The sequence below is a fragment of the Lacticaseibacillus jixiensis genome (assembly GCF_042847315.1).
Classification (GTDB): domain Bacteria; phylum Bacillota; class Bacilli; order Lactobacillales; family Lactobacillaceae; genus Lacticaseibacillus; species Lacticaseibacillus jixiensis.
This window is the reverse complement of the sequence record NZ_BAAFPR010000001.1, coordinates 1-22068: the sequence shown is the minus strand read 5'-3', so window position 1 is coordinate 22068 and position 22068 is coordinate 1. Positions and strand designations below refer to the sequence as shown.

The 22068-nt window shown below is 51.1% G+C and carries 20 protein-coding genes and 1 pseudogene; 10 read left to right on the top strand and 11 right to left on the bottom strand.

Annotated elements, in window-relative coordinates; all coding sequences use genetic code 11:
- Positions 1 to 1643: 1643 nt before the first annotated feature.
- A complete protein-coding gene (locus ACGG90_RS00105) occupies positions 1644 to 3536 on the bottom strand; it encodes a M13 family metallopeptidase (RefSeq protein WP_390404262.1) in 1893 nt (630 codons plus the stop codon).
- Between the two features lie 162 nt (positions 3537 to 3698).
- Between ACGG90_RS00105 and ACGG90_RS00100 the strand changes: the two genes are divergently transcribed.
- The gene (locus tag ACGG90_RS00100) at positions 3699 to 4712 is read left to right on the top strand and encodes a lipoate--protein ligase (RefSeq protein ID WP_390404260.1); all 1014 of its coding nucleotides are present in this window, start codon (positions 3699 to 3701) and stop codon (positions 4710 to 4712) included.
- Between the two features lie 105 nt (positions 4713 to 4817).
- Here the strand turns inward: ACGG90_RS00100 and ACGG90_RS00095 are convergent, their stop codons facing one another.
- From ACGG90_RS00095 to ACGG90_RS00085, 3 genes are all read right to left on the bottom strand, one after another.
- On the bottom strand, positions 4818 to 5045 hold the full coding sequence (locus tag ACGG90_RS00095) for a hypothetical protein (protein WP_390404258.1): 228 nt from the start codon (positions 5043 to 5045) through the stop codon (positions 4818 to 4820).
- A gap of 65 nt (positions 5046 to 5110) precedes the next feature.
- Positions 5111 to 6046: an NAD(P)-dependent oxidoreductase gene (locus ACGG90_RS00090; RefSeq protein ID WP_390404255.1), complete on the bottom strand. Its 936-nt coding sequence runs from the start codon at positions 6044 to 6046 to the stop codon at positions 5111 to 5113.
- A 44-nt stretch (positions 6047 to 6090) separates the two neighbouring features.
- Entirely contained in the window at positions 6091 to 6477 is a 387-nt protein-coding gene (locus ACGG90_RS00085; RefSeq protein ID WP_390404253.1) for a winged helix-turn-helix transcriptional regulator, read from the bottom strand.
- 118 nt (positions 6478 to 6595) lie between these two features.
- On the opposite strand from ACGG90_RS00085, the gene ACGG90_RS00080 reads away from it, so the two are divergent.
- The 3 genes from ACGG90_RS00080 (at position 6596) to ACGG90_RS00070 (ending at position 9048) form a co-directional block, all read left to right on the top strand.
- Positions 6596 to 7807 (top strand): MFS transporter, encoded by a 1212-nt coding sequence (locus ACGG90_RS00080; RefSeq protein ID WP_390404251.1) that lies wholly within the window; start codon positions 6596 to 6598, stop codon positions 7805 to 7807.
- Positions 7808 to 8321: 514 nt separating this feature from the next.
- Positions 8322 to 8480, top strand: a complete 159-nt coding sequence (locus tag ACGG90_RS00075) for a hypothetical protein (protein WP_390404248.1) — start codon at positions 8322 to 8324, stop codon at positions 8478 to 8480.
- A gap of 1 nt (position 8481) precedes the next feature.
- On the top strand, positions 8482 to 9048 hold the full coding sequence (locus ACGG90_RS00070) for a hypothetical protein (protein ID WP_390404246.1): 567 nt from the start codon (positions 8482 to 8484) through the stop codon (positions 9046 to 9048).
- Positions 9049 to 9241: 193 nt separating this feature from the next.
- On the opposite strand, the gene ACGG90_RS00065 is transcribed toward ACGG90_RS00070, so the two are convergent.
- Positions 9242 to 9640 (bottom strand): UPF0158 family protein, encoded by a 399-nt coding sequence (locus ACGG90_RS00065; protein WP_390404245.1) that lies wholly within the window; start codon positions 9638 to 9640, stop codon positions 9242 to 9244.
- A gap of 270 nt (positions 9641 to 9910) precedes the next feature.
- On the opposite strand from ACGG90_RS00065, the gene ACGG90_RS00060 reads away from it, so the two are divergent.
- On the top strand, positions 9911 to 10663 hold the full coding sequence (locus ACGG90_RS00060; protein ID WP_390404242.1) for an ElyC/SanA/YdcF family protein: 753 nt from the start codon (positions 9911 to 9913) through the stop codon (positions 10661 to 10663).
- Positions 10664 to 11402: 739 nt separating this feature from the next.
- On the opposite strand, the gene ACGG90_RS00055 is transcribed toward ACGG90_RS00060, so the two are convergent.
- Together ACGG90_RS00055 and ACGG90_RS00050 are read right to left on the bottom strand one after the other, a co-directional pair.
- Positions 11403 to 14120, bottom strand: a complete 2718-nt coding sequence (locus ACGG90_RS00055; RefSeq protein WP_390404240.1) for an ABC transporter permease — start codon at positions 14118 to 14120, stop codon at positions 11403 to 11405.
- A 9-nt stretch (positions 14121 to 14129) separates the two neighbouring features.
- Positions 14130 to 14834 carry an ABC transporter ATP-binding protein gene (locus tag ACGG90_RS00050; protein WP_390404238.1) on the bottom strand — a complete coding sequence of 235 codons (705 nt, stop codon included), beginning with the start codon at positions 14832 to 14834 and terminating at the stop codon, positions 14130 to 14132.
- Positions 14835 to 14964: 130 nt separating this feature from the next.
- Here ACGG90_RS00050 and ACGG90_RS00045 point away from each other — a divergent pair, with 130 nt between their 5' ends.
- A complete protein-coding gene (locus ACGG90_RS00045; protein WP_390404235.1) occupies positions 14965 to 15573 on the top strand; it encodes a TetR/AcrR family transcriptional regulator in 609 nt (202 codons plus the stop codon).
- Positions 15574 to 15743: 170 nt separating this feature from the next.
- Here ACGG90_RS00045 and ACGG90_RS00040 read toward each other — a convergent pair whose 3' ends face one another.
- Entirely contained in the window at positions 15744 to 16778 is a 1035-nt protein-coding gene (locus tag ACGG90_RS00040; protein WP_390404232.1) for an NAD-dependent epimerase/dehydratase family protein, read from the bottom strand.
- 99 nt (positions 16779 to 16877) lie between these two features.
- Here ACGG90_RS00040 and ACGG90_RS00035 point away from each other — a divergent pair, with 99 nt between their 5' ends.
- From ACGG90_RS00035 to ACGG90_RS00020, 4 genes are all read left to right on the top strand, one after another.
- Positions 16878 to 17321, top strand: coding sequence for a MerR family transcriptional regulator (locus tag ACGG90_RS00035; protein WP_390404230.1), 444 nt, complete (start codon positions 16878 to 16880; stop codon positions 17319 to 17321).
- 1070 nt (positions 17322 to 18391) lie between these two features.
- Positions 18392 to 18667 (top strand): hypothetical protein, encoded by a 276-nt coding sequence (locus ACGG90_RS00030; RefSeq protein ID WP_390404228.1) that lies wholly within the window; start codon positions 18392 to 18394, stop codon positions 18665 to 18667.
- Between the two features lie 456 nt (positions 18668 to 19123).
- The gene (locus tag ACGG90_RS00025; protein ID WP_390404225.1) at positions 19124 to 19492 is read left to right on the top strand and encodes a hypothetical protein; all 369 of its coding nucleotides are present in this window, start codon (positions 19124 to 19126) and stop codon (positions 19490 to 19492) included.
- A 68-nt stretch (positions 19493 to 19560) separates the two neighbouring features.
- On the top strand, positions 19561 to 19899 hold the full coding sequence (locus ACGG90_RS00020; protein WP_390404222.1) for a hypothetical protein: 339 nt from the start codon (positions 19561 to 19563) through the stop codon (positions 19897 to 19899).
- Positions 19900 to 20004: 105 nt separating this feature from the next.
- Here ACGG90_RS00020 and ACGG90_RS00015 read toward each other — a convergent pair whose 3' ends face one another.
- The 3 genes and pseudogenes from ACGG90_RS00015 to ACGG90_RS00005 form a co-directional block, all read right to left on the bottom strand.
- Positions 20005 to 20862, bottom strand: coding sequence for an SHOCT domain-containing protein (locus tag ACGG90_RS00015; RefSeq protein ID WP_390404219.1), 858 nt, complete (start codon positions 20860 to 20862; stop codon positions 20005 to 20007).
- 152 nt (positions 20863 to 21014) lie between these two features.
- Entirely contained in the window at positions 21015 to 21629 is a 615-nt protein-coding gene (locus ACGG90_RS00010; RefSeq protein ID WP_390404866.1) for a recombinase family protein, read from the bottom strand.
- A gap of 229 nt (positions 21630 to 21858) precedes the next feature.
- A pseudogene (locus ACGG90_RS00005) lies at positions 21859 to 22068 on the bottom strand (IS30 family transposase); the annotation flags it as partial.

The window sequence follows — 22068 nt, the reverse complement described above, 5'->3', positions numbered from 1 at the left end:
TCCCAGTTGTGGGAGGTTTTTTTGTACCCAAAGCGGAGCAGCCCGCACTTAGCGGTGGATATAAGGCGGGATGACGCAAAGGCGTTCTTTGCCTTGGCGGCGTCACGACTTATATCACGCCGCGTTGGGCTGCGCAGCTCGACGAAACCAGAGCGGAGTGGCGCGCTTCTAGCGGGTCGGGTAGCCTAGCCATTGCGCATGAGGCGGTCTTTGCCTCAAGTGCAATGGCGTAGCTAGCCGCACCCGCGTTGCGCCACGCAGCTCAACGAAGACCACAGCGTTTGAAGCATGGACTCCAGTTTTTGGGCAAGGCCCGGATCGGTGAAGCTCCGGCGCGTGGGGCCAGCAAGATGGCGCAGGCTGTGCGGCCGGCTTCAACCACGCAAAATACGCGTGTTTTACGCCTAACTTTTGAGCTTTGCACTCGCCTGCGGCTCGCCTCGCAAATCTCAAAAGTTGCCGCGTGTGCTGTCGAGCAAGCCTCGCAAAGTACGCGAGGCTCACCTGACACCACACGTTTCACGGCCTGACCATCTTGCTGGCCCCACGCACCTGCGCTTCACCAATCCTGCGAAATTCGCATCAGGTTACTAAACTGCTCGCGCATGCGGTACGATATCAAAATTGGAGTTACGGTCTGAATCAAGGTAAGCCACCTCTCTTCCGCGAGTAATCGCGTGAGGAAAGTGGTTTGTTTGCGTACAAGAAACTGCATACAATAGGCACATTGAATCTAATTGTAAAAAGTTTGTAAAGTGCTTGCACAGGTTTAGCGATGGTGCTATATTATCGTTGCAACCTGCAGTGGGGTGTTGAGACTGGCAAAGTACAAGTTGGTCTGTACCCGGCATCCCTACACGAGCTGATTTGAGGGTGTATGTGTAACGGCATGCACCGCGGCTCGTGCGTTCAAAGCGCCAGTGCGCCATGAAGCCTAGTGTCCGAAGCCCTAGGCAATGCCAGGACGTTATCAGATCGTACCACCACCTCAGCGCACGTAGGCTTACGGCGCTGAGTACTTAACTGAATATACCAGAGCGGAGCAAAGCGCATTTAGCGATGTGTATAAGACAGCCTGAGTCAATGGCGGTCTTGGCCATGGACTCGGGGTGGCTTATACGCAATCGCGTTGCTTTGCGCAGCTCGACGATCAACAGGCATAAGGAAACATAGCCTGTTGCAACAATTACACGATGGCGAATACGCTGATCGTGTATTTGTTGTGGATGCGTGTGGCGGCTTGCCAATCAGGTGCGCCGTTTTTTACTCGAGCAATGACGCATAAGGCATGGTAACATTGAGGCGTCCTTTGCCCAAATGCTGTCATGACTGATCGCACGACACACACCTTTCCTTCGTGATTTGCACATCCCCTTGCCTGACGAAGCGCTATCAAATTGCTGATCCAGCCACTTGGAAATTCACGTCTTTGGAGGCATGCGTAATATCCGAACAACAAGTTTGTACCCATCACTTACCGAAGCTGGCAATCAGCACCTGTGATCCTTGGCCCATCTGTATTTGACACAATTGTTTCACGTGAAACATAATATGTGCCACCACAATTGCCGATCAATCCCCTCCCACACAAATACGCCTCAGCTGACTTCACTTAGAAGCCTGCTGAGGCGTATTTTAATCAATTACCAAATCGTGATGCGCTTATCAGGCGCCAAGTACATGCCATCGCCTGGTTTCACGTCAAAAGTGTCGTACCAAGCGTCGAGGTTTTGGACTTGAACATTGGCCCGCAGTTTGGCTGGGGCGTGGACGTCAATGGACAGCAAGAGTTGTTGATATTCTTTGCGCGCCTTCATGCGCCAAACCATAGCCCAGTTGATGAAGAAGGCCTTCAAGTCGGTATCATCTAAGCGCTGGGCGGTTTCAAGCGCCGCTGCCAGCCCGCCGGCATCGGCGATGTTTTCGGAAACGACCAGCTTGCCGTTGACCTTGCCGGCTTCGGTTTCAAGCCCGTCGAATTGATCGATCATTGCTTGGGTCAAGCCTTTGAAATGATCGTAGTCAGCCGGCAGCCACCAGTCGCTGAGGTTACCGAATTCATCAAATTGCGCCCCATTGTTGTCAAAGCCATGCGAGATTTCATGGGCGATCACAGCGCCGATGCCGCCAAGGTTTTGGCTGTCGGATTGATCCAAAGCATAGAATGGTGCTTGCAAGATCGCTGCCGGGAACGTAATGTCATTGCGCGACGGGTCGTAACAAGCGTTGACCAAATGCCCTGGCATTGCCCAGTCGCCGCGGTTGACTGGCTGCGTCAGTTGTTCGCGGTTGTAAGCGTGCTTGGCTTCGGCAATTTGTAAGCAGGCGTTCATTAAATCCGTGTCAGTATCCACATGCAAGCGGTCATAAACAGCCTTGGCTTGTTCTGGATAGCCCATTTTAAGCACCATGGTGTCGAGTTTGACAATCGCCTTGTCTTTGGTGGCTTGTGATAGCCAGCTGGAGTTGGCGAGCCGGCGCTTATAAGTGGCGATCATTTTCTCCACTAAACTGGTAACGTCAGCTTTGGCGGCTTCGCCAAAGTACGTCTTGCCATAATAAATCCCGATCGGTTCAGAAAATACCGAATTGGCCAAGCGATAAGCATGTTTGGCTTGCGTCGGCGCAGCAGGCAAACCGGATAAGGCCCGGGAGAAAGTGCCGCCTAACTTGCGCAATTCATCAGACAAATAGCCAGTGTTGCTCAATAATTCGATCACATAAGCCCAATGTTTGTATTGGGTGAAGGTTTCAGCGTTAAACAACGTGCTGAATTCATCCAAGAAGCGCGGATCGGCGACGATCACAGTTTCTGGATGGGCAGGCAGCGTGGCTTTGACAAAAGCGGCGAAATCAAACTCACCAAACTTCTTGGCCACGTCAGCAAAGTCGTATGGGTTGTAAGCTTTTGGATAATCCGCCCATTCTTCTGAACTCTTGACCCGCTTGGCAATTTGCGCATCAAACGCTTCGGTGTCGGCTAAGTAAGCGGCTTGGTCGGCTTCAGAAAGGCTGGTTTGCGCCAGGATCTGCTTGGCCATATCTGCCCACAGCCCTAACAATTGCTTGCCTTGCGGGTTGTCCTCGGCATAATAGGTGGTGTCTGGCAGAATGGTGCTTGGACCAGACAGCGTATAGGCATTCTTGGCTGTATCTTTCATATCCGGTTCCACACCGGCGCTGAATGGCAGCGGGAACAACTGACTGTCTAAAGTGGCCGCTTGTTGATTAAACGCTTGCAAGTCATTGACTTGCTGCAAGGTTTCCAGGCGCTTGAGCACCGGCTTGATGCCCAGTTCGTCACGCTTGGCAAAGTCTTTGGCCATTTGGTACAAGGCAACGGCTTCTTTGAAGTAGCGGTCTGGTGCCGGTTTGGTACCAGCAGCCACTGCGTCAAAATCAGCCATCAGTTGTTTTTCAACGCCGTCAGCCAAATCGGCAAAGCCTCCGGTGCTTGGCTTATCGTCTGGGATCACCGCAGTTTCGGCCCATTGGCCATTCACAGCTTCATACAGATCATCTTGATATCGCGTCATACACAAATACCCCTTTCGCGGTTCGTTGGGGTAATTATACCCCACTCCACCAGCCGGTGCACTTGTGAACAAAATACTTTGTCCACAAGGGTTTTCAAATACAGTAATAGCGTTTACAATGTAACAGTAATCAACTCACTGTTTAGACTGGAGGAACCAGTAATGTATTATGTGATCATGCCAAAACACGATATTCGTGAGAATCTCGCAACTGAACAGTACCTGATGAACCAGAAGAATTTTGATGAGCCGCTATTACTGTTCTATTATGAAGAGCCAAGTGTTATCATCGGCCGCAATCAGAATGCCCAAGAAGAACTGAACCTCGATTATATCCAACAACACAACGTTACCGTCACCCGCCGCACTTCCGGCGGCGGTGCGGTGTACCACGATTTAGGCAATCTGTGCTTCTCGTTTGTGGTGGATTCTGATTCTGAAGAATTCGGGGACTTCAAGTCCTTCACCCAGCCGATCGTCGACGCCTTGCATGCCATGGGCGCCACCACTGCCGAAGTTTCCGGGCGCAACGATATTCTCGTTGACGGCCGCAAGTTCTCCGGCTCTGCCATGTATTCACGCAACGGCAAGACGTTCTGCCATGGCACGTTGATGCTTGATGTGGATATGTCTCAAGTGCCAAAGGTCTTAAACGTGCCTGCCGATAAGATCGCTTCTAAAGGCATTCAAAGCGTACGCAGCCGCGTGACCAACCTGCGGCCGTATTTGGCTCCAAAGTTTCAATCCCTCACGGTACCGGAATTTCGCGATGTGCTGTTGACGCGGCTGTTTGGCGTCAAAGACGTGGCTGAGATCAAAGACCGCGAATATCACATCACCAAAGAAGATCAAGTGGCGATCGATCAAATCAACGCCGCGCAGTTCTCCAATTGGGACTGGAACTTCGGCAAGTCACCGGCATACACCACCAAGAAGCGCAAGCACTTTGACATGGGTACCATCGATGCGCGCTTGACCACCGACGCCGGCAAGATCCAAAGCATCACCTTCTATGGTGATTTCTTCGGGCCCAAAGATGTGGCAGAAGTTGCCCAAGCCTTGACTGGTGTGGTATATGATCGCGCACATGTCAGTGCCGCTTTAGCCAAGCTCGATTTAAACCAATACTTCACCGGGATTCCCACTGATGATATCATCGATTTGTTAGTCAGCTGATGTCACGAAGACCCCGCAACCAATCACGGTTGCGGGGTCTTTTTATTGGTTTAGGTTGGGCGTAATCGGTTCGATCAGGTCGTTTCGACGGTGTAACATGCTGATTTACGCCCACGCAATGTGGGCAATGGCATATTCTTGGATGCGCTTTGCCCCTTTCGTGGTGGTGATTGTCACGGTGCTGCGCTCTTGATACGGTTTGACCGTCCCAGGCGCGATGGCATCGATCACCCCGTGCAACTGTTGCTTATCGATCGTCTTGACCTTCACCGGCCGTTTGGTCAGCAAGGCATCTTCAAGTAGGCTGATAATCTCCGTGGTCCGTTGGCTCATTTAAGTTCCTCCTTTTGCACGTGAAACCGATTACAACCACAGTATACCCAAAATGCAGCGACTTGTCAGTACCCTAGCGTTAAGTCCACAATATGTGTCGCAATTTGACCAGTCGCCGCCAAGGCTTCAAGGTTCGGCACGAAAATTTCGGCCACTTGTCGGCGCAATTGCTCGGTTTGGCCGCTGATGTGCGGCGTGATCAACACATCAGCACGCCGCCACAGCGGATGGTCAACCGGCAGCGGTTCGTCTTCAAAGACATCAAGCACCGCCCTGCCTACCTGGTTGCTGTTCAAAGCCTGTAACAAGTCGTCGGTTGCCACAGACGCCCCGCGCCCCACGTTGACAAATACCGGCTTAGCCTGCAGCTGCGCAAAAAATGTGGCGTCAAAATAATGTGTGGTTTCAGGGGTTAATGGCATGGTGTTGACGATAATGTCAGCTTGCGCCACGGCTTGCGCGGCTGCTTGTTTGGTTAATGTTTGAACAAAGCCTGCCACTTTGCGCCCAGAATGATTGACGCCAATGACCGTCGCACCAAATTCACTTAAGTGGCGCGCCACTGCTTGGCCGATATGGCCGGTGCCAAAGACGACGGCTTGTTTGTGGCGCAAGGTCCACATTTGCTTAAAGCGGGCCTGCGCGTCCCAGTTGGTGGCTTGCGGATAGAAGCCGCGGGCCATGGCCAAGATCCCGCCAAGCACATATTCGGCGATCGGCTCAGCGTGAATGCCTGCGGTGTTGGCCAATTGGATGTGCTGCGCTTGCAAACTCGCCAGCGGCAAATAATCGACTCCGGCGGACATCGCCTGCACAAAGCGCACGCGATTCGGTTTTTCAATCAGGGCTTGGGCATCGGCATTCCAGCCCAAAATCACATCGATGGTTGCGCCCATCGCGGGCTGGTATTGATCGCGCTCGATGATTTGCCAGTCAGGATGAGCCGCCAATAAGTCGGGCTTGGCGGCTTTAGGCAAGGCGTATAAGGTTAAGATCTTCATAGCATACCTCCTGGTCCTATCATACCGTCACGTTGGCCAAGCGTCTATTCTGACTTAACTTGCGGCGGCATCAAACTGACATCATCGCGATGGTGCAAGGTGATTTGCTCCCCTGCGGCGCAACGGCTATCGATCAGCTCCTCTCCCCATTTACACAGCTGATTCAACAAACCATTGAGACTTTCGCCGCGCGCCGTCAAGGCATATTCAACATGCGGCGGGATCTGATCGAACACAGTGCGGCTGACGATACCGTCATGTTCCAGTTCACGAAGCTGTTGCGTTAGCATTTTCTGCGTGATTTGCGGGATCGCCCGCCGCAATTCACCGTTGCGCATGGCTTGATGGCGTAAGTGACACAAGATGATGGCTTTCCACTTACCACCGATGACTTCCATCGTTGCTTCAACGCCAATATTGTAAGTCGCCATATTACCTCCATAGGCACTAAAAGGTGCGTAAGGCACATTATAGTGCATGCTTGTTGTTTGGTGCTCAGCCAGTATAATCAATTTCTGTTGCTAAGACAAGCGAATGCAGGAGGAAGATATGAAACAAAACAGAACTCGCTTTGGTGCTTCCCTGACTTTACTAGCGTTGGCCATAAGCGCGTTTGCGATTGGGATGACCGAGTTCATCAGCGTCGGCGTGATGCCTTTGATCGTTAACGCGTTTGGTGTCGATTTAAGTACCGCAGGTTTGACGGTGTCAGCTTATGCCGCAGGAATCATGGTCGGCGCACCGCTGTTAACGGCGGCAACTGCGAGATTGCCGCGCAAGCAGTTGTTATTAGCGGTGATGGTCACCTTCGTGGTTGGTAATCTCGTCACCGCAAGCGCGCCGAGTTTCGCGATGTTACTGATTGGCCGGGTTATCGCCGCGCTGGCACATGGCTTGTTCATGGCGGTGGCCACAGTGATCGCTGCCAATGTCGTCACCGTTGATCGCCGTGCCAGTGCAATCGCAACAATATTCACCGGTTTGACCGTAGCCACGGTAACCGGGGTGCCGTTGGGGACCTTCATTGCCCAACATGCCAGCTGGCGGGTTGCTTTCGGGTTTATTGCCGCTTTAGGACTGGTGGCATTGGTCACCAATAGTTGGTTAGTCCCTAATGATTTACCGCTTCCTACGCCCAGTGCACGCGGGGGGATCGGGCGCTTGTTGCGTAATCCGCGCATCCGCGCCGGATTGGTGATCACTGCGCTTGGCTATGGCGCAAGTTTTCCCGTCTACACATATTTAGGGGCCATCTTGACCAAGCAAGGCTGGTCAAGTCGCGCCAGTGTCTGGATCTTGTTGGGCTATGGCGCGGCTGTAGCTGTTGGCAATAGCCTTGGCGGCCGCTTGAGTAACCTGCAGCCGCTGCGGGCTTTGAGTGGGATGTTTGGCGGGTTAACCATGCTGATGTTGATAATGGCTTGGGGTATTCATGATCAGGTTATCGGGTTGGTGCTGGTGATCTTGCTGGGTTTGTTAGCGTTTATGAATGTGCCAGGTTTGCAGTTGTTAACAATGCAAATTGCCGAAGACGAACTGCCTGCAGATGCGCAATTGGCGTCAGCCTTGAATATTTCGGGATTTAATGTCGGCATCATGATCGGCTCATTTGCCGGAGGACAGTTGTTGACGCATTGGGGATTGTGGCTCACCCCGCTTGGCGGCATCGCCATGGGCGCGCTGGCTTTAATTGCGACCTTGCGCCTGCGCCAAGCCAACAGTGTTGCCGAAACATGCAGCGACTGTTCATCTGATGATTGAGCTGCGGCGCTGACGCAACACCTGTCAAGTCTTTGCGCAATTTCTCATTGCTGTAGCCCCTGTTGGCGTGTATACTATTTCCTAGATGTCTAATATTTTCAAAAAATGACCGGCCGGTCTTCAGATTAGCTTATTCCACAAATGCGAGTTGCATATATGGAACACTATCCATTGGTTAGTGCTAAGCGTCTGAGCAGCGACTGGTTTTTTTGTGCGCAAAATCATGGCCGACCCTGGCATTGTTTGGATTTGACTTTTGGATATCTGCCAGCTCTTTGATATGTCAGTCAACGTGTCAACGTTCGTTGGCCCCAACCGACGGACGTATCAAACCACCTCCGACTTCACCACGACGGGGATGGCGCAGATGGCGCTATCGCTTCCCCCAATGAGGCGATAGCATTGAACCCGGCTTGCGAGCTGGGTTTTTGTATACGCGTGTGCTGATTGATTCGGCCGCGCCGGTCTAATTTGTCATCATTGGCGGTAACAAGCACCTAACAGGAGGCAGAGCATGTCAGATCAACCTAAATTAACCCCAACTGATATTGACCATGTTGCGGCACCAGAACCAGAGGTGTTGGCCGCTTTCTTGCGGCAAGAACAGGCACGCAAAGCCCAAGACGCGGCCAAGGTTCTCAATCAAGCCAATTCAGATCGGAGGCGCGACTAAGTTGCCAGTAACCAAACGCTATTTGATCCGCGACGCGCAAACTAATGACATGATTTCCTACGCCAATTTAGCCACGACGCAGCGGGTGTTGCATCACCTGCTTTGGCAAGCGTATGCCGCGCATGTCGGCTTGCAACAACACACGGATCCACAATCTGCAGATACAGACGATGCCCAGGCTGATGAGCCGACTTATCTCGGCGCTTTTGAGGACTATCGCGAGACGATCCGCAGCAACATTGATTTGTGGATCAGGCCCGACTATTGGAATTATGCGATGCACTATGCGGCAGTTAGGATTTATGCCGTTGACCCGAATCGTAAATTCCGCAAGGCGTTTGCCCCTTTCAAGCCTTGGCACGAACCCGAAATTGCCGGCCCATTACCAACAGACGAACCAGAGTCTGATGTGGATTTGACCCTGGTGGCGTTTTTCGAGCACGAAGCGATTTACATGACGCAACCGGATATTCCAATCGGTGCGATTTTGCCAGATGAAGCCATCGATCTGTTCGTTGATTCTTGGTACCAAGATCACCCAGAAGACTGGCCTGATGGTGACGCCTAGTCTGCAGGCACTTGATGGAAGAAAATAAAGGCATCCCTCACCCTGATTGTTAGGGTAAGAGATGCCTTTATTGACGTTGAAAACTGCCGTACCAGGTCCGATATGCGCCGTGTAAACCAGCACTGGCTGATTTGACCAAGCTGCGTTATTAACGTCATCTGTTCGTTAGTGAATGCAGCCTTGGTGGATCTGCTCATTCGTAAGCAAAACCATGGTGTTGGCACCAGTCCACCGCCAGTTGCCGATATGCCTCATCTTTGAAAGCATACCACTGTTGCAATAGCCCTTGCCGCTCAACTGTAGCCCGAAACATCCGAAACGCGCCGCGCCCGTGAATCGCATCGGCGAGCTGATCTCGGGCCTCTCCTGCTGGCAAGGCGGCGATGAAATCCTGCATGATCCGGTAGTCGTCGCGTTCCCACTGACCAGGCAGGGTGATGTAGCGTTCATCGTTGATATCGAAGTCATCGGCATCCACCGCGCTGTCATCTGAATACAGCAGGGTTTCGCCAGTTTTGCTGTCTAATACGTAACTGATGTCCTCGTTAGAAAGTTCGATACTTTCGATGACGTCATCCAACTTGATTTTCATTCCGTACGCCTCCAATTGTTTAACATGATCCGTTTGCAGCGATGCGTAAGCGGTATCAATGTCTCTTTGCTCAATCATAAACCATCTCAGAACGAAAAAACATAAGCTTTCACGCGTGGTTGCTGGTATCTGCGGTCCATTGACTACCCAAGAAGTCTTGCTGCACGGTTTAGATAGCGGTTACATCAGCTCCCGCTCACTGCTTAACGGCGTACCAGCAAACACTAGCAGTATTGATCTGCGGTATAATGACGGCATGGAGGGATGATTATGTCACTTGCAGCAGCAATCAACACCCTGGCGGCGTTTTGTGGGCCGCGCGACTGGCCGAGCCTGTCTGACGCCAGCCAACCACCAGTCGACGTCGCGGTCTTGTTTGGCGGATCGATCGTCGCTGGCGGAGCTGTCTTTGCCGAAGCCATCAAGCACCAATGCGCTAAGCGTTATGTTATTGTTGGCGGCTTTGGCCACACCACGCAAGCTTTGTTTGCCCAGATGCAGGCGTTGTATCCCAGCGTTCCTGCCGCCGCAACCGAAGCTGACTTATTTGCCAACTTCTTACAAGCCCAATACGGTTTGCAAGTTGATTGGTGTGAACGCAAGTCAACTAATTGCGGCAATAATATCACCAATTTGCTGGCTTTATTGGGCGCGCACCACTATCAGCCTCGATCGTTTCTGCTCGTGCAAGATGCCACCATGCAGCGGCGCATGGCTGCGACGTTACAGAAGTTCGCGCCTGAAGCGTCGATCGTCAACTATGCTGCGTATCAAGTGCGCGTAGCGGAAAACTTGACTTTCATCGACCCGCCTTTGGGGATGTGGCCGCTGCGGCAATATGTGGCCTTGCTTTGTGGTGAAATTGCCCGACTGCGTGATTCACCCAGCGGCTATGGGCCGCTGGGCAAGGGTTTCATTGCGCATGTGACCATTCCGCAAGCCGTTTGTGCCGCTTACCAAACCGTACTCGCCGCGTTTCCTGATGCCAATCGCGCGGCTGACCCTGCTTTTGCCAGTCGGTGATAACTATTGCCCACTGACAGCGGTTGAAGTGAGTGCGGTTTTAGCCGAACACAAAGCGCCTCTTCCCGATGCTTCAGGAAGAGGCGCTATTTTATGTCTCGGCTTGCAACGGCGTTATATCCGCTGGACACCTCGATGAATCCACACATGCACAATGAGCAAGCAAGCTTAGTCCAGACCCACAATCCACTAGTATCATTGCCCGTTTTGCCGAGTGCTTTGGAGCGTAATCCGCACAAGAAATTCAATAACTGTCACTTACCTGGTGGAAAGTCGCCATTAGCGCGATTCTATCTAACCAGAAAGTCGGACTTTTTTGTGGATTCTTGGTACCAAGCTGGTTCAGAAAACTAGATTGACGACAAGTCCCCAGTAGTGTGGCGGCGCATTCTACCGGTATTAAACTGGTAGTCTCTTCCAGGTTCATCAATCAGCTCCTGATGCTTTCACCGCCATGTAATCACAAGTGTCCCAAATTCGCTATCCAGAGATATACTTGCACATTTTATGGAATTTGCGGCGATACTCCCATTAGGTTCAATTATAGGCACCCGTTGGCCGACTGCACCGCTAATCCCGGCATTAAAATCAACACCACTATACTTTAACAGCGCAAAGCGCACCACTTCATAGTGTTGATTGGACATAACCAAAGACTCAGCCAACAAACTGATTTAAGTATCTGCAAAACAAAAGACCAGACCGAATATCGGCTTGGTCTTTTGTTTTGGCAAAAGCTCTAATCAACTGACTTCAACGCTTCTAGCATATCCACACTTTGAATCTTCCGGTTCATCATGAACATCACCATCAACGAGAAGACAATGGTCAACACGACTGAAATCAAGATGTTGATCCACGTCAGCCCTGGCGCCACCATCGCTGTGGCTGGCGGCAGTAGATCCATGATGTAGGCGTGGAACAGATAGCCAACACCAATGCCGACCACGATCCCAGCACCGGTCAAAATGTTGGTTTCGCGATAAATGTACATGAGCACTTCTCGCGGATAGAAACCAAGCACTTTCAGGGTAGAGAGTTCCCGCATCCGCTCGGACACGTTGATGTTTGTCAGCGTGTAAAGCACGACCAGCGACAATAGCGATGCGCTGACCACCAGCACGAGGATCAGGTTGCTCAGATTGCCCAGAATGTTGGTAATGGTCTTCTTGGTTTCTCTGGACTGCACAATCTCAACTGCCGCTTCGTGGTGGTTGAACTTTGACGCAAAGGCGTTCACTGACTTGCTTGTGTTGTGCTTCAAGGTGACGAGGTAGGCATTTGGCGTCGCCGCTTTGTCGTAGACTTTCTGGTAATATGTCTGGTTCATGTAAACGTAGTGCCCGGCATACATGGTGGTAATCGCTGCGATCTTGACCTTGTGCGCGGTGCCATCAGTGTCTTTAAGACTGATCGTATCGCCGACGCTCGCCCCTTGCAACTTCGCGAGCTTCTGGGACACCACTGCGCCATTATCGGTCAGTGAAAGCTTCTTACCAGTCTTATAGTCACGCAGCTTGATGTAATGATCTAGCTGGCTATCAGACTTCGGTACCATCAAAGCAATACTTTCTCGCGTATCAGAATCGCTTGCAGTCGCGTATACATTGGCAAAATATGCCGCAGTGTTGCGCTTGACCTGGCTTGAATCCGTCACCGCTGCTTGCGCCTTGTGAACGTCACTGGTGCCGGCGTTGGGATTATACACGGTCACGAGATCGTACTGACTGATGTTGCCAAACTGCCGGTCAACAATGGTATTCAATGAATCTCGAATCCCAAAGCCGGTGATCATCAGCGCAGTGGCCCCGGCGACCCCGATGATCGTCATGAACATGCGGCCCTTATATCGGAACAGGTTGCGGGCAGTCACTTTGTAGGAAAAACTCATCTTCCGCCACAACGGCTTAATCCGCTCCAAAAGGATTCGCGAACCATTTGCCGGCGGCTTCGGCAGCATCAGTTCGGCCGGAATGATCTTCAAAGAAGACCGCGCCGCCAGCCATGATGCCAGCACTGTTGACGCCAAGGCTAATACCAGGCTCACCGCGACATAACCGAGATGTGGTGCCAGCAGCAGCGTTGAAAAGTTGAAGTTAGCCGTGTATGCGTTGAAGATGATACGCGGCAGGACGACCAACCCAAGGACACTGCCAAGCACTGTCCCCGTGACCGCCGTAGTCACGCTGTAAACCAAGAACTCACGCATCACTTCGCCGGTACTGTAGCCAAGGGCACGCATGGTCCCCATCTCGATACGCTTTTCTTCGACCATGCGCTGCATCGTCGTGAAGCTGACCAGAATCGCGATCAGGAAGAAGAATGCTGGGAAGGAGCGGCCCAAGACGTCGATCCGTTGGGCGTCTTCGCCGTAGTTATTGTAGCCGTCGTTATAATCGTTACGGCTTTCAACAGTAAAGGTCACGTCACCCAGCTGCTTGCGCGTTGTCTTGGCCTCTGCCAGATCAGACTTCGCCGTTGCCAGCGCTGTCTGCTTAGACTTCAACGCAGCGGCCTGTTGATCGAGTGCTTGTTGTTTAGCATCGATTTGGGCAACAGCCGTGGCATTGTTCGCCGTCTTGGCTGCGGCGAGCTGCGTTGACAGCTGCTGCTGCGCTGCAGTCAGCTGTGTGCTGGCAGTCTCGATTGCTGCTTCATTCGTCTGGATCTGACTTTCTCCAGAACTGATCTTGTCATTCAGCTCTGTGCGCAGGTCCGCCACGCGCGTCTTGTTGCGTGCATTCAGCTTCTTTTGCAGCTTGTCCGTCAGCGTCTTGGCGTGGTGCTCGTAGCTGGTTGAGTAGGCCTGGCCTATAGGATTAGTAAAGGCTAACCGGGCGACGTTCGGTTTACTGCTGGAAAACGCCGACTTGGTCACGTAACCAAATCCGTACAGTGTTCCGCTGCCGAGACTAGTAGAACCGAGGCTGTCCTTCTTCAGGAATTCGGTGGAAGTGGCAAAGCCGACGATCTTATAGGTCTGCTTCTTTAAACCGGTTGTGCTACCAGTCTTGCCGGAAGCAAAAGTGACGTGCTGCCCGAGCTGATACTTGCCAGACAGCTTATCGCTTAAGACGATTTCATCAGCGGCTTTGGCTTTGCGGCCTTTCGTGATTGTGAGCTTCGACAGCGTTACTGGGTTGCTTTGAATCCTCATCGCGTGCTGACTGCCTTTGATCACAACATCGGTCGTATGCCCAAACTCTGCGGTCTTGATACCGGACAACTGACGCACCGTCTGCCGGTCATTAGCATCTAAAGCCACGGCCGACGTCACTTTCGCATCGGCAAGGTGCTCTGCAGTATAGGACTTCTGCGCGGTGCGGCGCATGTTCGGGCCGGTGACATTCAGCCCGATTAGCACGAACACGCCAAGCATTAACAGTGCGGAAACCGAAATGAACCGGGCAATGGAAAGCTTGAACTCACGCGCGATATTCTTATTTAGCATCTTCATCGCGCTCGCCTACCATTCAATCTCGGCCACAGGCGTCGGCTTATCGTTGCGCTCGTCTGCCTTGACCTGGCCGTCTGCGATTTCAATGACGTGATCTGCCATCGGCCGGATCATTGAATTATGGGTCACGATGATCACATTCTTGCCGGATTCGCGGGCAAAATCTTGGAACAGCTGCAGGATCTTCTTGCCCGTCTTGTAATCCAAGGCACCAGTTGGTTCGTCCGCCAACAACAGGTCGGGGTTCTTGGCCATAGCGCGGGCAATGGCCACCCGCTGCTGTTCACCACCGGAAAGCTGCGCTGGGAAATTCTCGATGCGATCTTTCAGCCCCACCTGCGTCAAGGCCTGAACCGCATCGACGGCGTCCGGCGCGATCTCTGAGGCAAGCTCGACGTTTTCAACGGTGGTCAGGTTCTGAACCAAGTTGTAAAACTGGAATACAAACCCGACTTGCTTGCGCCGATAGGTATTGAGCCCACGCTTGTCTAACTCGCCCAGCTCCACACCATTAACGTTCACAGAACCAGAAGTCAGATGATCCATGCCACCAAGCACGTTAAGCAGGGTCGATTTGCCGGCCCCCGATGCGCCTAGGATAATCGTCAGCTCACCAGGTTCGATTTCAAAGCTGATGTCCTTGTTTGCCGTCACCGCATGACTGCCTGTGCCGTATGTCTTGGTCTCATTCTTGACCGAAATAAAACTCGTCATTGCATGTCTCCTCCAATTGGTAAATAATGAACACGGTGTTTATCAAACTATGTGATTATTAAACCATCTCAACCATAAATTTCTATGGCCAAATATTAAAAAAGTGTTCATAAAATCTCTGGAGGTCTTCATGACAACCCATCAAGAACGCAACGCCCAGACTGAGGCGGCCATCATCGACGCCTTGGTCAAAGTGGGCCGCGAAAAATCACTCAGCCAAATCACCGTCACCGATCTCATCAAAGCAACCGGCATCAGCCGCGGCACTTTCTACCTGCACTACCTGGACAAAGATGACCTGATCGAACAGCTCAAAAGTCAATTTATGACCAAGCTGAAAGAAACACTCGACCAAGAAATGGCAGATACCATGAACCTGCAGGAACTGGCGACCGGTAAACCTTACCCGGTGATCGTCGATATCCTTTCTTTGGTCGCAAAAAATAGGCCCTTGCTTACTTTCCTGCTTGGGCCTAACGGTGATGCAGCATTTTATAGAACCGTCGTCAACGAACTGCAAACCGCCATCTTGCACGAACTGCGCGTGGTTAAAGGGTCGGCCTCTTTCTGCCGAGAAATTCCGCCAGCCTATGCCATCAACCTGGTCACCAATACGATTGTGAGCACCATCATGGTCTGGCTGACTAATGACGATAATCTGACCAGCGACGAACTGGCTCATGTCATCATGCGCGAGCTCTATCTTTCCCCTTACCAAATACTGGAAATAGATTCGTGACTGAACCACTCACAATAGAAGGCAGCTCATGAAAATCGTGATCGATATCGAAACCACCGGTGCGGTGCTGGTGGCACTTCTCTATGGCCAGGTCTTGTTATCCTAAAAACGTCTCTGCAAGCGTCTGACCTAGTTAGCTTTACCAATATTCAGCCAGCTGAAACCCCTTCTCAGACCGGCCGCTTGCCAATCCTGACAAGCGTATCAGCCGCCGCAAGGACCGCCTGCTCAGCGCTGTATTGTGGCTGCCAGTCCAAAACAGTCTTCGCCTTCTGGTTAGAAACATCATGAGAAATGGTGCGCATCAAGTTGCCTTCGCGGGCTACCTGGTTGAAGTGTGCAGCGAGACGCATCAGCCAGCTTGACAGCTTGCGAGTCGGAATTCTGCCAGCTAACGCAGGCCGCTCGTGCCGGATTAACGCCGCCATCTCAGGCATTGACAACCGCTGGTCGGCCACTGCTAAGAACCGCTGTCCTGCCGCTTCAGGAGTCTGTGCCGCCAAAATATGCATCGCGGCCACGTCGCGCGCGTCAACCACACTGACAGTGATATCGGGAATACGTTTAAGGGAACCGTCAAGCAGATTTCTGACGATACCAAAGCTGCCGGAAACATGGTCGCCCAACGCGGTACCTAGCATGGCACCAGCGTTAATCGTGGTGAACTCAAGCTTGCTGCCGGAATCCTTGAGGTAAGCCCAGGCACGCTGTTCCGCAATCAACTTTGAACGCTCATACAACGATAAACCGGGCTGATCTGGATCGGTCCAATCTTGCTCAGTGGTCTGCCGCCGCGGATCAAGATTGGAAAAGCCCACCGCGCCAAAATTCGCGGTCATCACGACTCTGCGCACACCAGCTTTCTCTGCGGCCTTGAGAATCCGCAACGTGCCTTGTGTCGCAACTTCGGCAACCTCATCGCTGGCACTCTTGCCGTTGACAAAAACCGGAGCGGCAACAGAAAAAACAGTGTCAATGCCGGCCATGGCAGCTGGCCAACCCGCGTCATGGGTCAGATCAGCCGCGGCGAAGGTCAGCTGGTCGAGATTCGCGGCACCCGCGTTCTTTAAGGACGTCATGACTTGCCCCTGTTTGTCTAAGCTGCGCAAACTTGTACGCACTGGTACATTTTGAGCAAGTAGCTGCGCGATCAAGTGTAAGGCCAGGAAGCCGTTACCTCCTGTGACTAATACTGCTTTGGTCATTAATTTTACCTTCTTCTCTTGTTTTAAGTGATGCTTTAACTTATGCTCAAAGCGTAAACCCTAGAGCCTACTCTAGGGCAAGCGAACGGAGGAAATATATTGACCTATACCATCAAAGAAGTCGCAGAAAAGACCGGCCTTAGTATCTACACCCTGCGTTTTTATGATAAGTCAGGCTTGTTGCCGTTTGTTGCTCGCAACACTTCAGGCTATCGCGAATTTACCGATGGTGACCTGCAGCTGCTGCACACAATCTGCTGTCTAAAGAATACCGATATGAAGATCGCTGATATCCGGACCTACATTACCTACGTCATGCAAGGCCCCGACACAGTTAAGCAGCGTCAAGCACTCCTTGCCAAGCACCGCGAAAAAGTCGTCGCGAAGCAAGCGCAACTGGCACAAAATCTGCAGGAGATCGACTATAAACTGAACATGTACAGCTCACCTGACGCAATCGCTCAGGTTAAAGATGAACTGCGACTGGCAAAAGCCGATAAGCAGCAAGCCGGTTTGTCTAATCCGTATCCGATATCTCAGTAAACATACGGCAGACAACCTAGCTCGCACCTTCATTCGAGAATGTTATCTCTTTCTTTCCGAAGCCCTGGTAATCAGCGGGCTAGCCGGCTTACTCGGTCTCGGCATTGCTTTAGGCGTTTCGCTAGGTGTTAACAGCGCCATTGCCAGTGCGATTCACTACGCGATTCTCCAGCCTTCCTGGGATTACAGTGTCGGCATCGTCATTGTGTCCGTGGTCATCGGGATCGTAGCGGCATTGGCCCCTGCCCGGCAAGCCGCAAAGCTCGACCCAATCAAAGCGCTGGCAACCGAATAACTCAAACCGCCGAAACTGTTTCGTTGACCGTGCAACATTATTTTGTATGAATGGTTGCTGCTGAAATTCTGCTCCTGCCATTCACCAACGCTTAAATGACAAAAATTCCCGGTGTTAGCAGCTGCTAACACCGGGAATTTTGTTCTTCGATAAATCTCACCAACTGCTTCAGTGTGCAGACCGCACTGCCTTGTGCTTCACACAATCAATCGCATCCATGGCTAAACTGACAGCACAAAAACAAAAAAAGACCTCAGCACAGCAGGTCTTCCTAATAATAAAACGATGCTTGCCACCGTTGACGTGGTGTCTCTCCAATGGAGGCTAGCTTTTGTTGGCACTGGCCATCGGGGCGAATTGGGGACTAATTCAGATATTTCTAAATCCTCAACGTTACAAACGCCGGTACATCAACGCTTCTGAGGCCTACTTTCCAGAGCGGCTTGCCCAATATTGGAAGTAACCTTGTTTTCATTAGCTTTTGTTTGATAGCTAAATCACGTTAAATCAACGTTTTATAAAGTTGTTCATGCGTTAAAAAGTACTTGTTAGGAGGCTACCGGGGGCTTATCGGGGGCTACATGCGTACCGAATCCGCCTCGCGGATAGATAACAATTCAACCACAAACCATCTTAAAAATGTGATCCACTCAACCTACCAGTGAACCCGCTGGCCGGCTTTTTCTACCGTCAAATATAGTCCTTGTCGCTCCGCTCTTGGCCGTACGGCAAGACACAGAAACGTCTCGCCACAACTAAGAAGGAGCGTGTTCTCATGACAGATCAACAATTCAAACAGGACGTCTTCAACAATTATCGGGTTGCCATGAACATCTCACTGGAGATACTCGGCTACGATTGGGTTTCATACCCTTGGGAGATCGTCACACAACTTCATACCGACTGGGAAACGACCAAGAGTGCGTCACGCAAGCATCAGTTGGAAATCGCCATATCGGCTATGCGCGCGTGGCGTGAGTGGCTCCGAGAACTGGGCAACACCGCGATCCCGGACTACCCTGCTGACGAGGACGTCTGGTACGTCGATTAACTCAAACAGCCCTTCATCTGAAAATGATGGAGGGTTCCTTTTTTGGTGTAAATAGCTACCTACTGCACGCGGTACCTATCTCCCCGTGGTTACCGCAAGCACCTACCATGGGGCGCAGATCGCCAAATGTTTGCATTCAATTCTCTAAAATGTATTACGCTACTAGGCTTAAATCATCTTAAATCACCATTTGTCACGGATCACAAGTGCTCAGACCCCCAAGGGCGATGCTTGCTCTGCAAGCGGGGGCGGCTACGCCGCGAGATACTGATGTGTAGGATTCACACAAGTCAGTATTCCGTAGGAGGAATTCATCATGACAATCGACGAACTGGGTATTGAACTACACCGTAATGACGCTGGAAATTTTGATCTCGATTACGACATTTTGGACGAACCCGACATTTATGTCTCGATCGCCCGCTAACACACAGATTCCATAGGAGGAACCCCATCATGACTAAATCATACAAAGAAATGAACGCCATCGAAAAGACGGCCTACATCGCACAGCTTGACGCCAATCGCGAAAAATCCGGCCTCAAAAACGGGCTCTTCACTGTTGTCCGGCAATACAATCTCACCGACAACGCTGACGGGTCGCGTTCAGCACGTTTCCGCGTTGTGACGTACGTAGATCACAGACCCATCTACCTCAACGCAAGCGCGTATATCCGCAAGAATCACCCCGCCCAAGAAGCCTACTACGAACAACTCGTTCAAGGCTCGCGTTGGAGCATTGACTACAAAGAATCCGACAAAGACGGGTACATCGATATTCGTCGCGCTTTTGCACGTCCACGTAAAGCCGAATCCGTCGCTTAAAACCCCACAAAACCATCAAGGATAATACGCCCTTGATGGTTTTTTCTTCTATATAAGGAGGTATATCTATGCTTAAACTTTTACCCGCATCAATCGATCAGTACGATACCATCGAGGTCAGCACGTACGAATATTTCGGCGGTATCGCCATTGCGTTGCGCTGCTCAACCAACCCAGAGTTGCTTCTACCCGTCAGTCAGTACGTCTTGGCTTTTCCAGAAGAAACGATGCTCGCAGTCGATCCCCTGGTGCCAGCGAACATCGTAGCCGAACTGACGAAACTTGGCGCAATCAAGGAATCCGCGTTTGGATCCGTTCGTTCTGCGTCCGGGATGACCACATACAACGTTGTTGAGGCTAACTTAGATCTCATCACGCGCTGGAACGACTGCAAATCTCTTGTATAACGCGAAACCCACCAGGTCAAAATTGACTTGGTGGGTTTCTTTTTCGTCATATAAAACTAAATATGCGAGGAACAATGTAAGCCAGACATTGCCATTCTGATCAGATTACAAGCCAAGAATTTGTTTCTTCTTAGCATCAAAGTCGTCTTGGTTGATAATTCCTTCATCTAATAGCGCTTTAAGATCACGAAGCTGATCTGCTGTACTCTGTTCGGCTGGCGCATCTGTTGATGACGCTGTTGGTCCAGAAACTTCAGACGCCTGATTGTCAGCGATAATGGTGTCGAAAAATGCGGCAATCTCCGTTGCTGACTTTCTTGAAGCATTTAAAATCATTCCGGGTTTGGTTTTAGAACCGATTAAGGTGATTTTATACAACGGCTTCTCATGATTTTTCAAGGTGACATCAATATGCAAGTCGGTTACAAAGCTCTTGGACTTAGTCTTTGACTTTTTGGTCAACACTCCGACCAGTGCGCCTACTGGCCCAAAAACAAGCCCGCCCCCGATTGCTCGACCTACGCCGTTATCAGTGGTTTTTGAAATTGTGTCGCCGTCTTCAACAACTTTGTAGCTCAACAGATCATCATAAGCAAAACTAATGTTTGGCTTCATAGCAAAAGTCCCAGACGCAATGCGCGCAATCTTGGCATTAGTATCCGCTGAAAGGTACGGAGCAACCTCATAGTTCTTGCTGAACTCTTGCGTTGGCTCAATGCTGCTGGATTGGCCCGCGCCTTTCATGTAATCCTGGCCATTTGCCCCTGTTGCCTGTATCTCGGCAATCTGTGCGTTCGTAATTTTGCCACCATAACGGCCCGCGTCTAAGAAGCCGGTAAATCCCAATTCTTTCCAATGCTTTGAGCAGATCCAATCGCCTTCTGCAGTGACGACATGCCCAGTGTTGCTCTTAAAGGGATGAATCTCCTCCCCGCCAACTAAACAAATATGCAATTTTGCCATGTTCAAGTTCCTCCAAAATTGTCCCCCAGCTTTTAACGTCAGTCATGGTTGGACGTACAGTTATATCTCTGAACAGCCATAGGCGTGCACCAGATTGCCATGTATCCGGAAGGCATCCATAGTCTTTCGCGCAAAACAAAATCACACTTTTATCATACAACATTTTTACCGGTCTTAGATTGTTTTTCAGCTTCAATCTGTTTTTTGATATTGTAGATCGTCCCACGGGACAGTTTTGTCGCCCGTTCCGTCTCCGTATAAGTATGCCCTTGCATTAAGTAATCGTACGCCATCCGATACTGTGGCGTGATAATCCGCCTAGGTCTGTCCTCGCGGTAATTCGGGTCATGTTCCTTGGCATAGGCCTTACCACTTTGAGTGCGCTCAACAATCAAATCACGCTCAAACTCCGAAAAGCTCAAAAGCATGGTTCGCATCATTTTGGCAACAGGCGTAAGTGAACCATCCGAATTCGTCTCAAACGTTCCAAGATTTAATATACGTAGCGTTACTTTTTTGGCTTGCAGGTCATCAAGCACACCCAGCGCACCTTTAACGTTACGGGCAATACGATCAAGTTTTGTCACCAACAACGTGTCTCCAGGTTGGATTGCTTTTAATAATTTATCAAACCCGGGCCTGTCCATCTTGGTTCCAGTGAACTTTTCTGAGAAGATTTCGGTCGCCCCCTCCCGTTTGAGCTGTTCAATTTGATCACCCAAATCCTGGCCTCGCGTTGACACTCGTGCATATCCAAATACAGTCATTTTAACCACATACTTTCTTGAATAAATATCTTGAACGTTCACCAATCCACTTAGCGGGCCCAGACGAGCTGCTCCATTTGGTACAGACTAGTTTCAAGTTTCGTGAACGTGTACCCTTAATAATACTCAGCGATAGCGTCCATATAGCGATTTTCGCAAATTGCAAGAACAAGTTAGCCACCCCATGGCACGACACCGTGAGATGAACTGTTATCTTTGATGAGTTGAGTTAGCTGGCTACGACTACCTTGGCAGCTCGTCGCTGAGCTCGGGCGCGCTCAGCGATGAAGACTTCCTCGGTCGTGCGATATTTGAGTTGGCGACGAGGGAGGCGGTTGAGCCGATCTTGAGTTTCGGCGACAGCTTGTGGGCTGACAGCGTCTAGGGATTCACCTTTGGGAAAGTCTCGCCGAACCATCTTATTGTGGACCTCGTTGGT

Bases quoted from the DNA above. Each gene is read 5' to 3' on its own strand.
- ACGG90_RS00105 (WP_390404262.1), bottom strand. From the start codon at position 3,536: ATGACGCGATATCAAGATGATCTGTATGAAGCTGTGAATGGCCAATGG.
- ACGG90_RS00100 (WP_390404260.1), top strand. From the start codon at position 3,699: ATGTATTATGTGATCATGCCAAAACACGATATTCGTGAGAATCTCGCA.
- ACGG90_RS00095 (WP_390404258.1), bottom strand. From the start codon at position 5,045: ATGAGCCAACGGACCACGGAGATTATCAGCCTACTTGAAGATGCCTTG.
- ACGG90_RS00090 (WP_390404255.1), bottom strand. From the start codon at position 6,046: ATGAAGATCTTAACCTTATACGCCTTGCCTAAAGCCGCCAAGCCCGAC.
- ACGG90_RS00085 (WP_390404253.1), bottom strand. From the start codon at position 6,477: ATGGCGACTTACAATATTGGCGTTGAAGCAACGATGGAAGTCATCGGT.
- ACGG90_RS00080 (WP_390404251.1), top strand. From the start codon at position 6,596: ATGAAACAAAACAGAACTCGCTTTGGTGCTTCCCTGACTTTACTAGCG.
- ACGG90_RS00075 (WP_390404248.1), top strand. From the start codon at position 8,322: ATGTCAGATCAACCTAAATTAACCCCAACTGATATTGACCATGTTGCG.
- ACGG90_RS00065 (WP_390404245.1), bottom strand. From the start codon at position 9,640: ATGAAAATCAAGTTGGATGACGTCATCGAAAGTATCGAACTTTCTAAC.
- ACGG90_RS00060 (WP_390404242.1), top strand. From the start codon at position 9,911: ATGTCACTTGCAGCAGCAATCAACACCCTGGCGGCGTTTTGTGGGCCG.
- ACGG90_RS00055 (WP_390404240.1), bottom strand. From the start codon at position 14,120: ATGAAGATGCTAAATAAGAATATCGCGCGTGAGTTCAAGCTTTCCATT.
- ACGG90_RS00050 (WP_390404238.1), bottom strand. From the start codon at position 14,834: ATGACGAGTTTTATTTCGGTCAAGAATGAGACCAAGACATACGGCACA.
- ACGG90_RS00045 (WP_390404235.1), top strand. From the start codon at position 14,965: ATGACAACCCATCAAGAACGCAACGCCCAGACTGAGGCGGCCATCATC.
- ACGG90_RS00040 (WP_390404232.1), bottom strand. From the start codon at position 16,778: ATGACCAAAGCAGTATTAGTCACAGGAGGTAACGGCTTCCTGGCCTTA.
- ACGG90_RS00030 (WP_390404228.1), top strand. From the start codon at position 18,392: ATGACAGATCAACAATTCAAACAGGACGTCTTCAACAATTATCGGGTT.
- ACGG90_RS00025 (WP_390404225.1), top strand. From the start codon at position 19,124: ATGACTAAATCATACAAAGAAATGAACGCCATCGAAAAGACGGCCTAC.
- ACGG90_RS00020 (WP_390404222.1), top strand. From the start codon at position 19,561: ATGCTTAAACTTTTACCCGCATCAATCGATCAGTACGATACCATCGAG.
- ACGG90_RS00015 (WP_390404219.1), bottom strand. From the start codon at position 20,862: ATGGCAAAATTGCATATTTGTTTAGTTGGCGGGGAGGAGATTCATCCC.
- ACGG90_RS00010 (WP_390404866.1), bottom strand. From the start codon at position 21,629: ATGACTGTATTTGGATATGCACGAGTGTCAACGCGAGGCCAGGATTTG.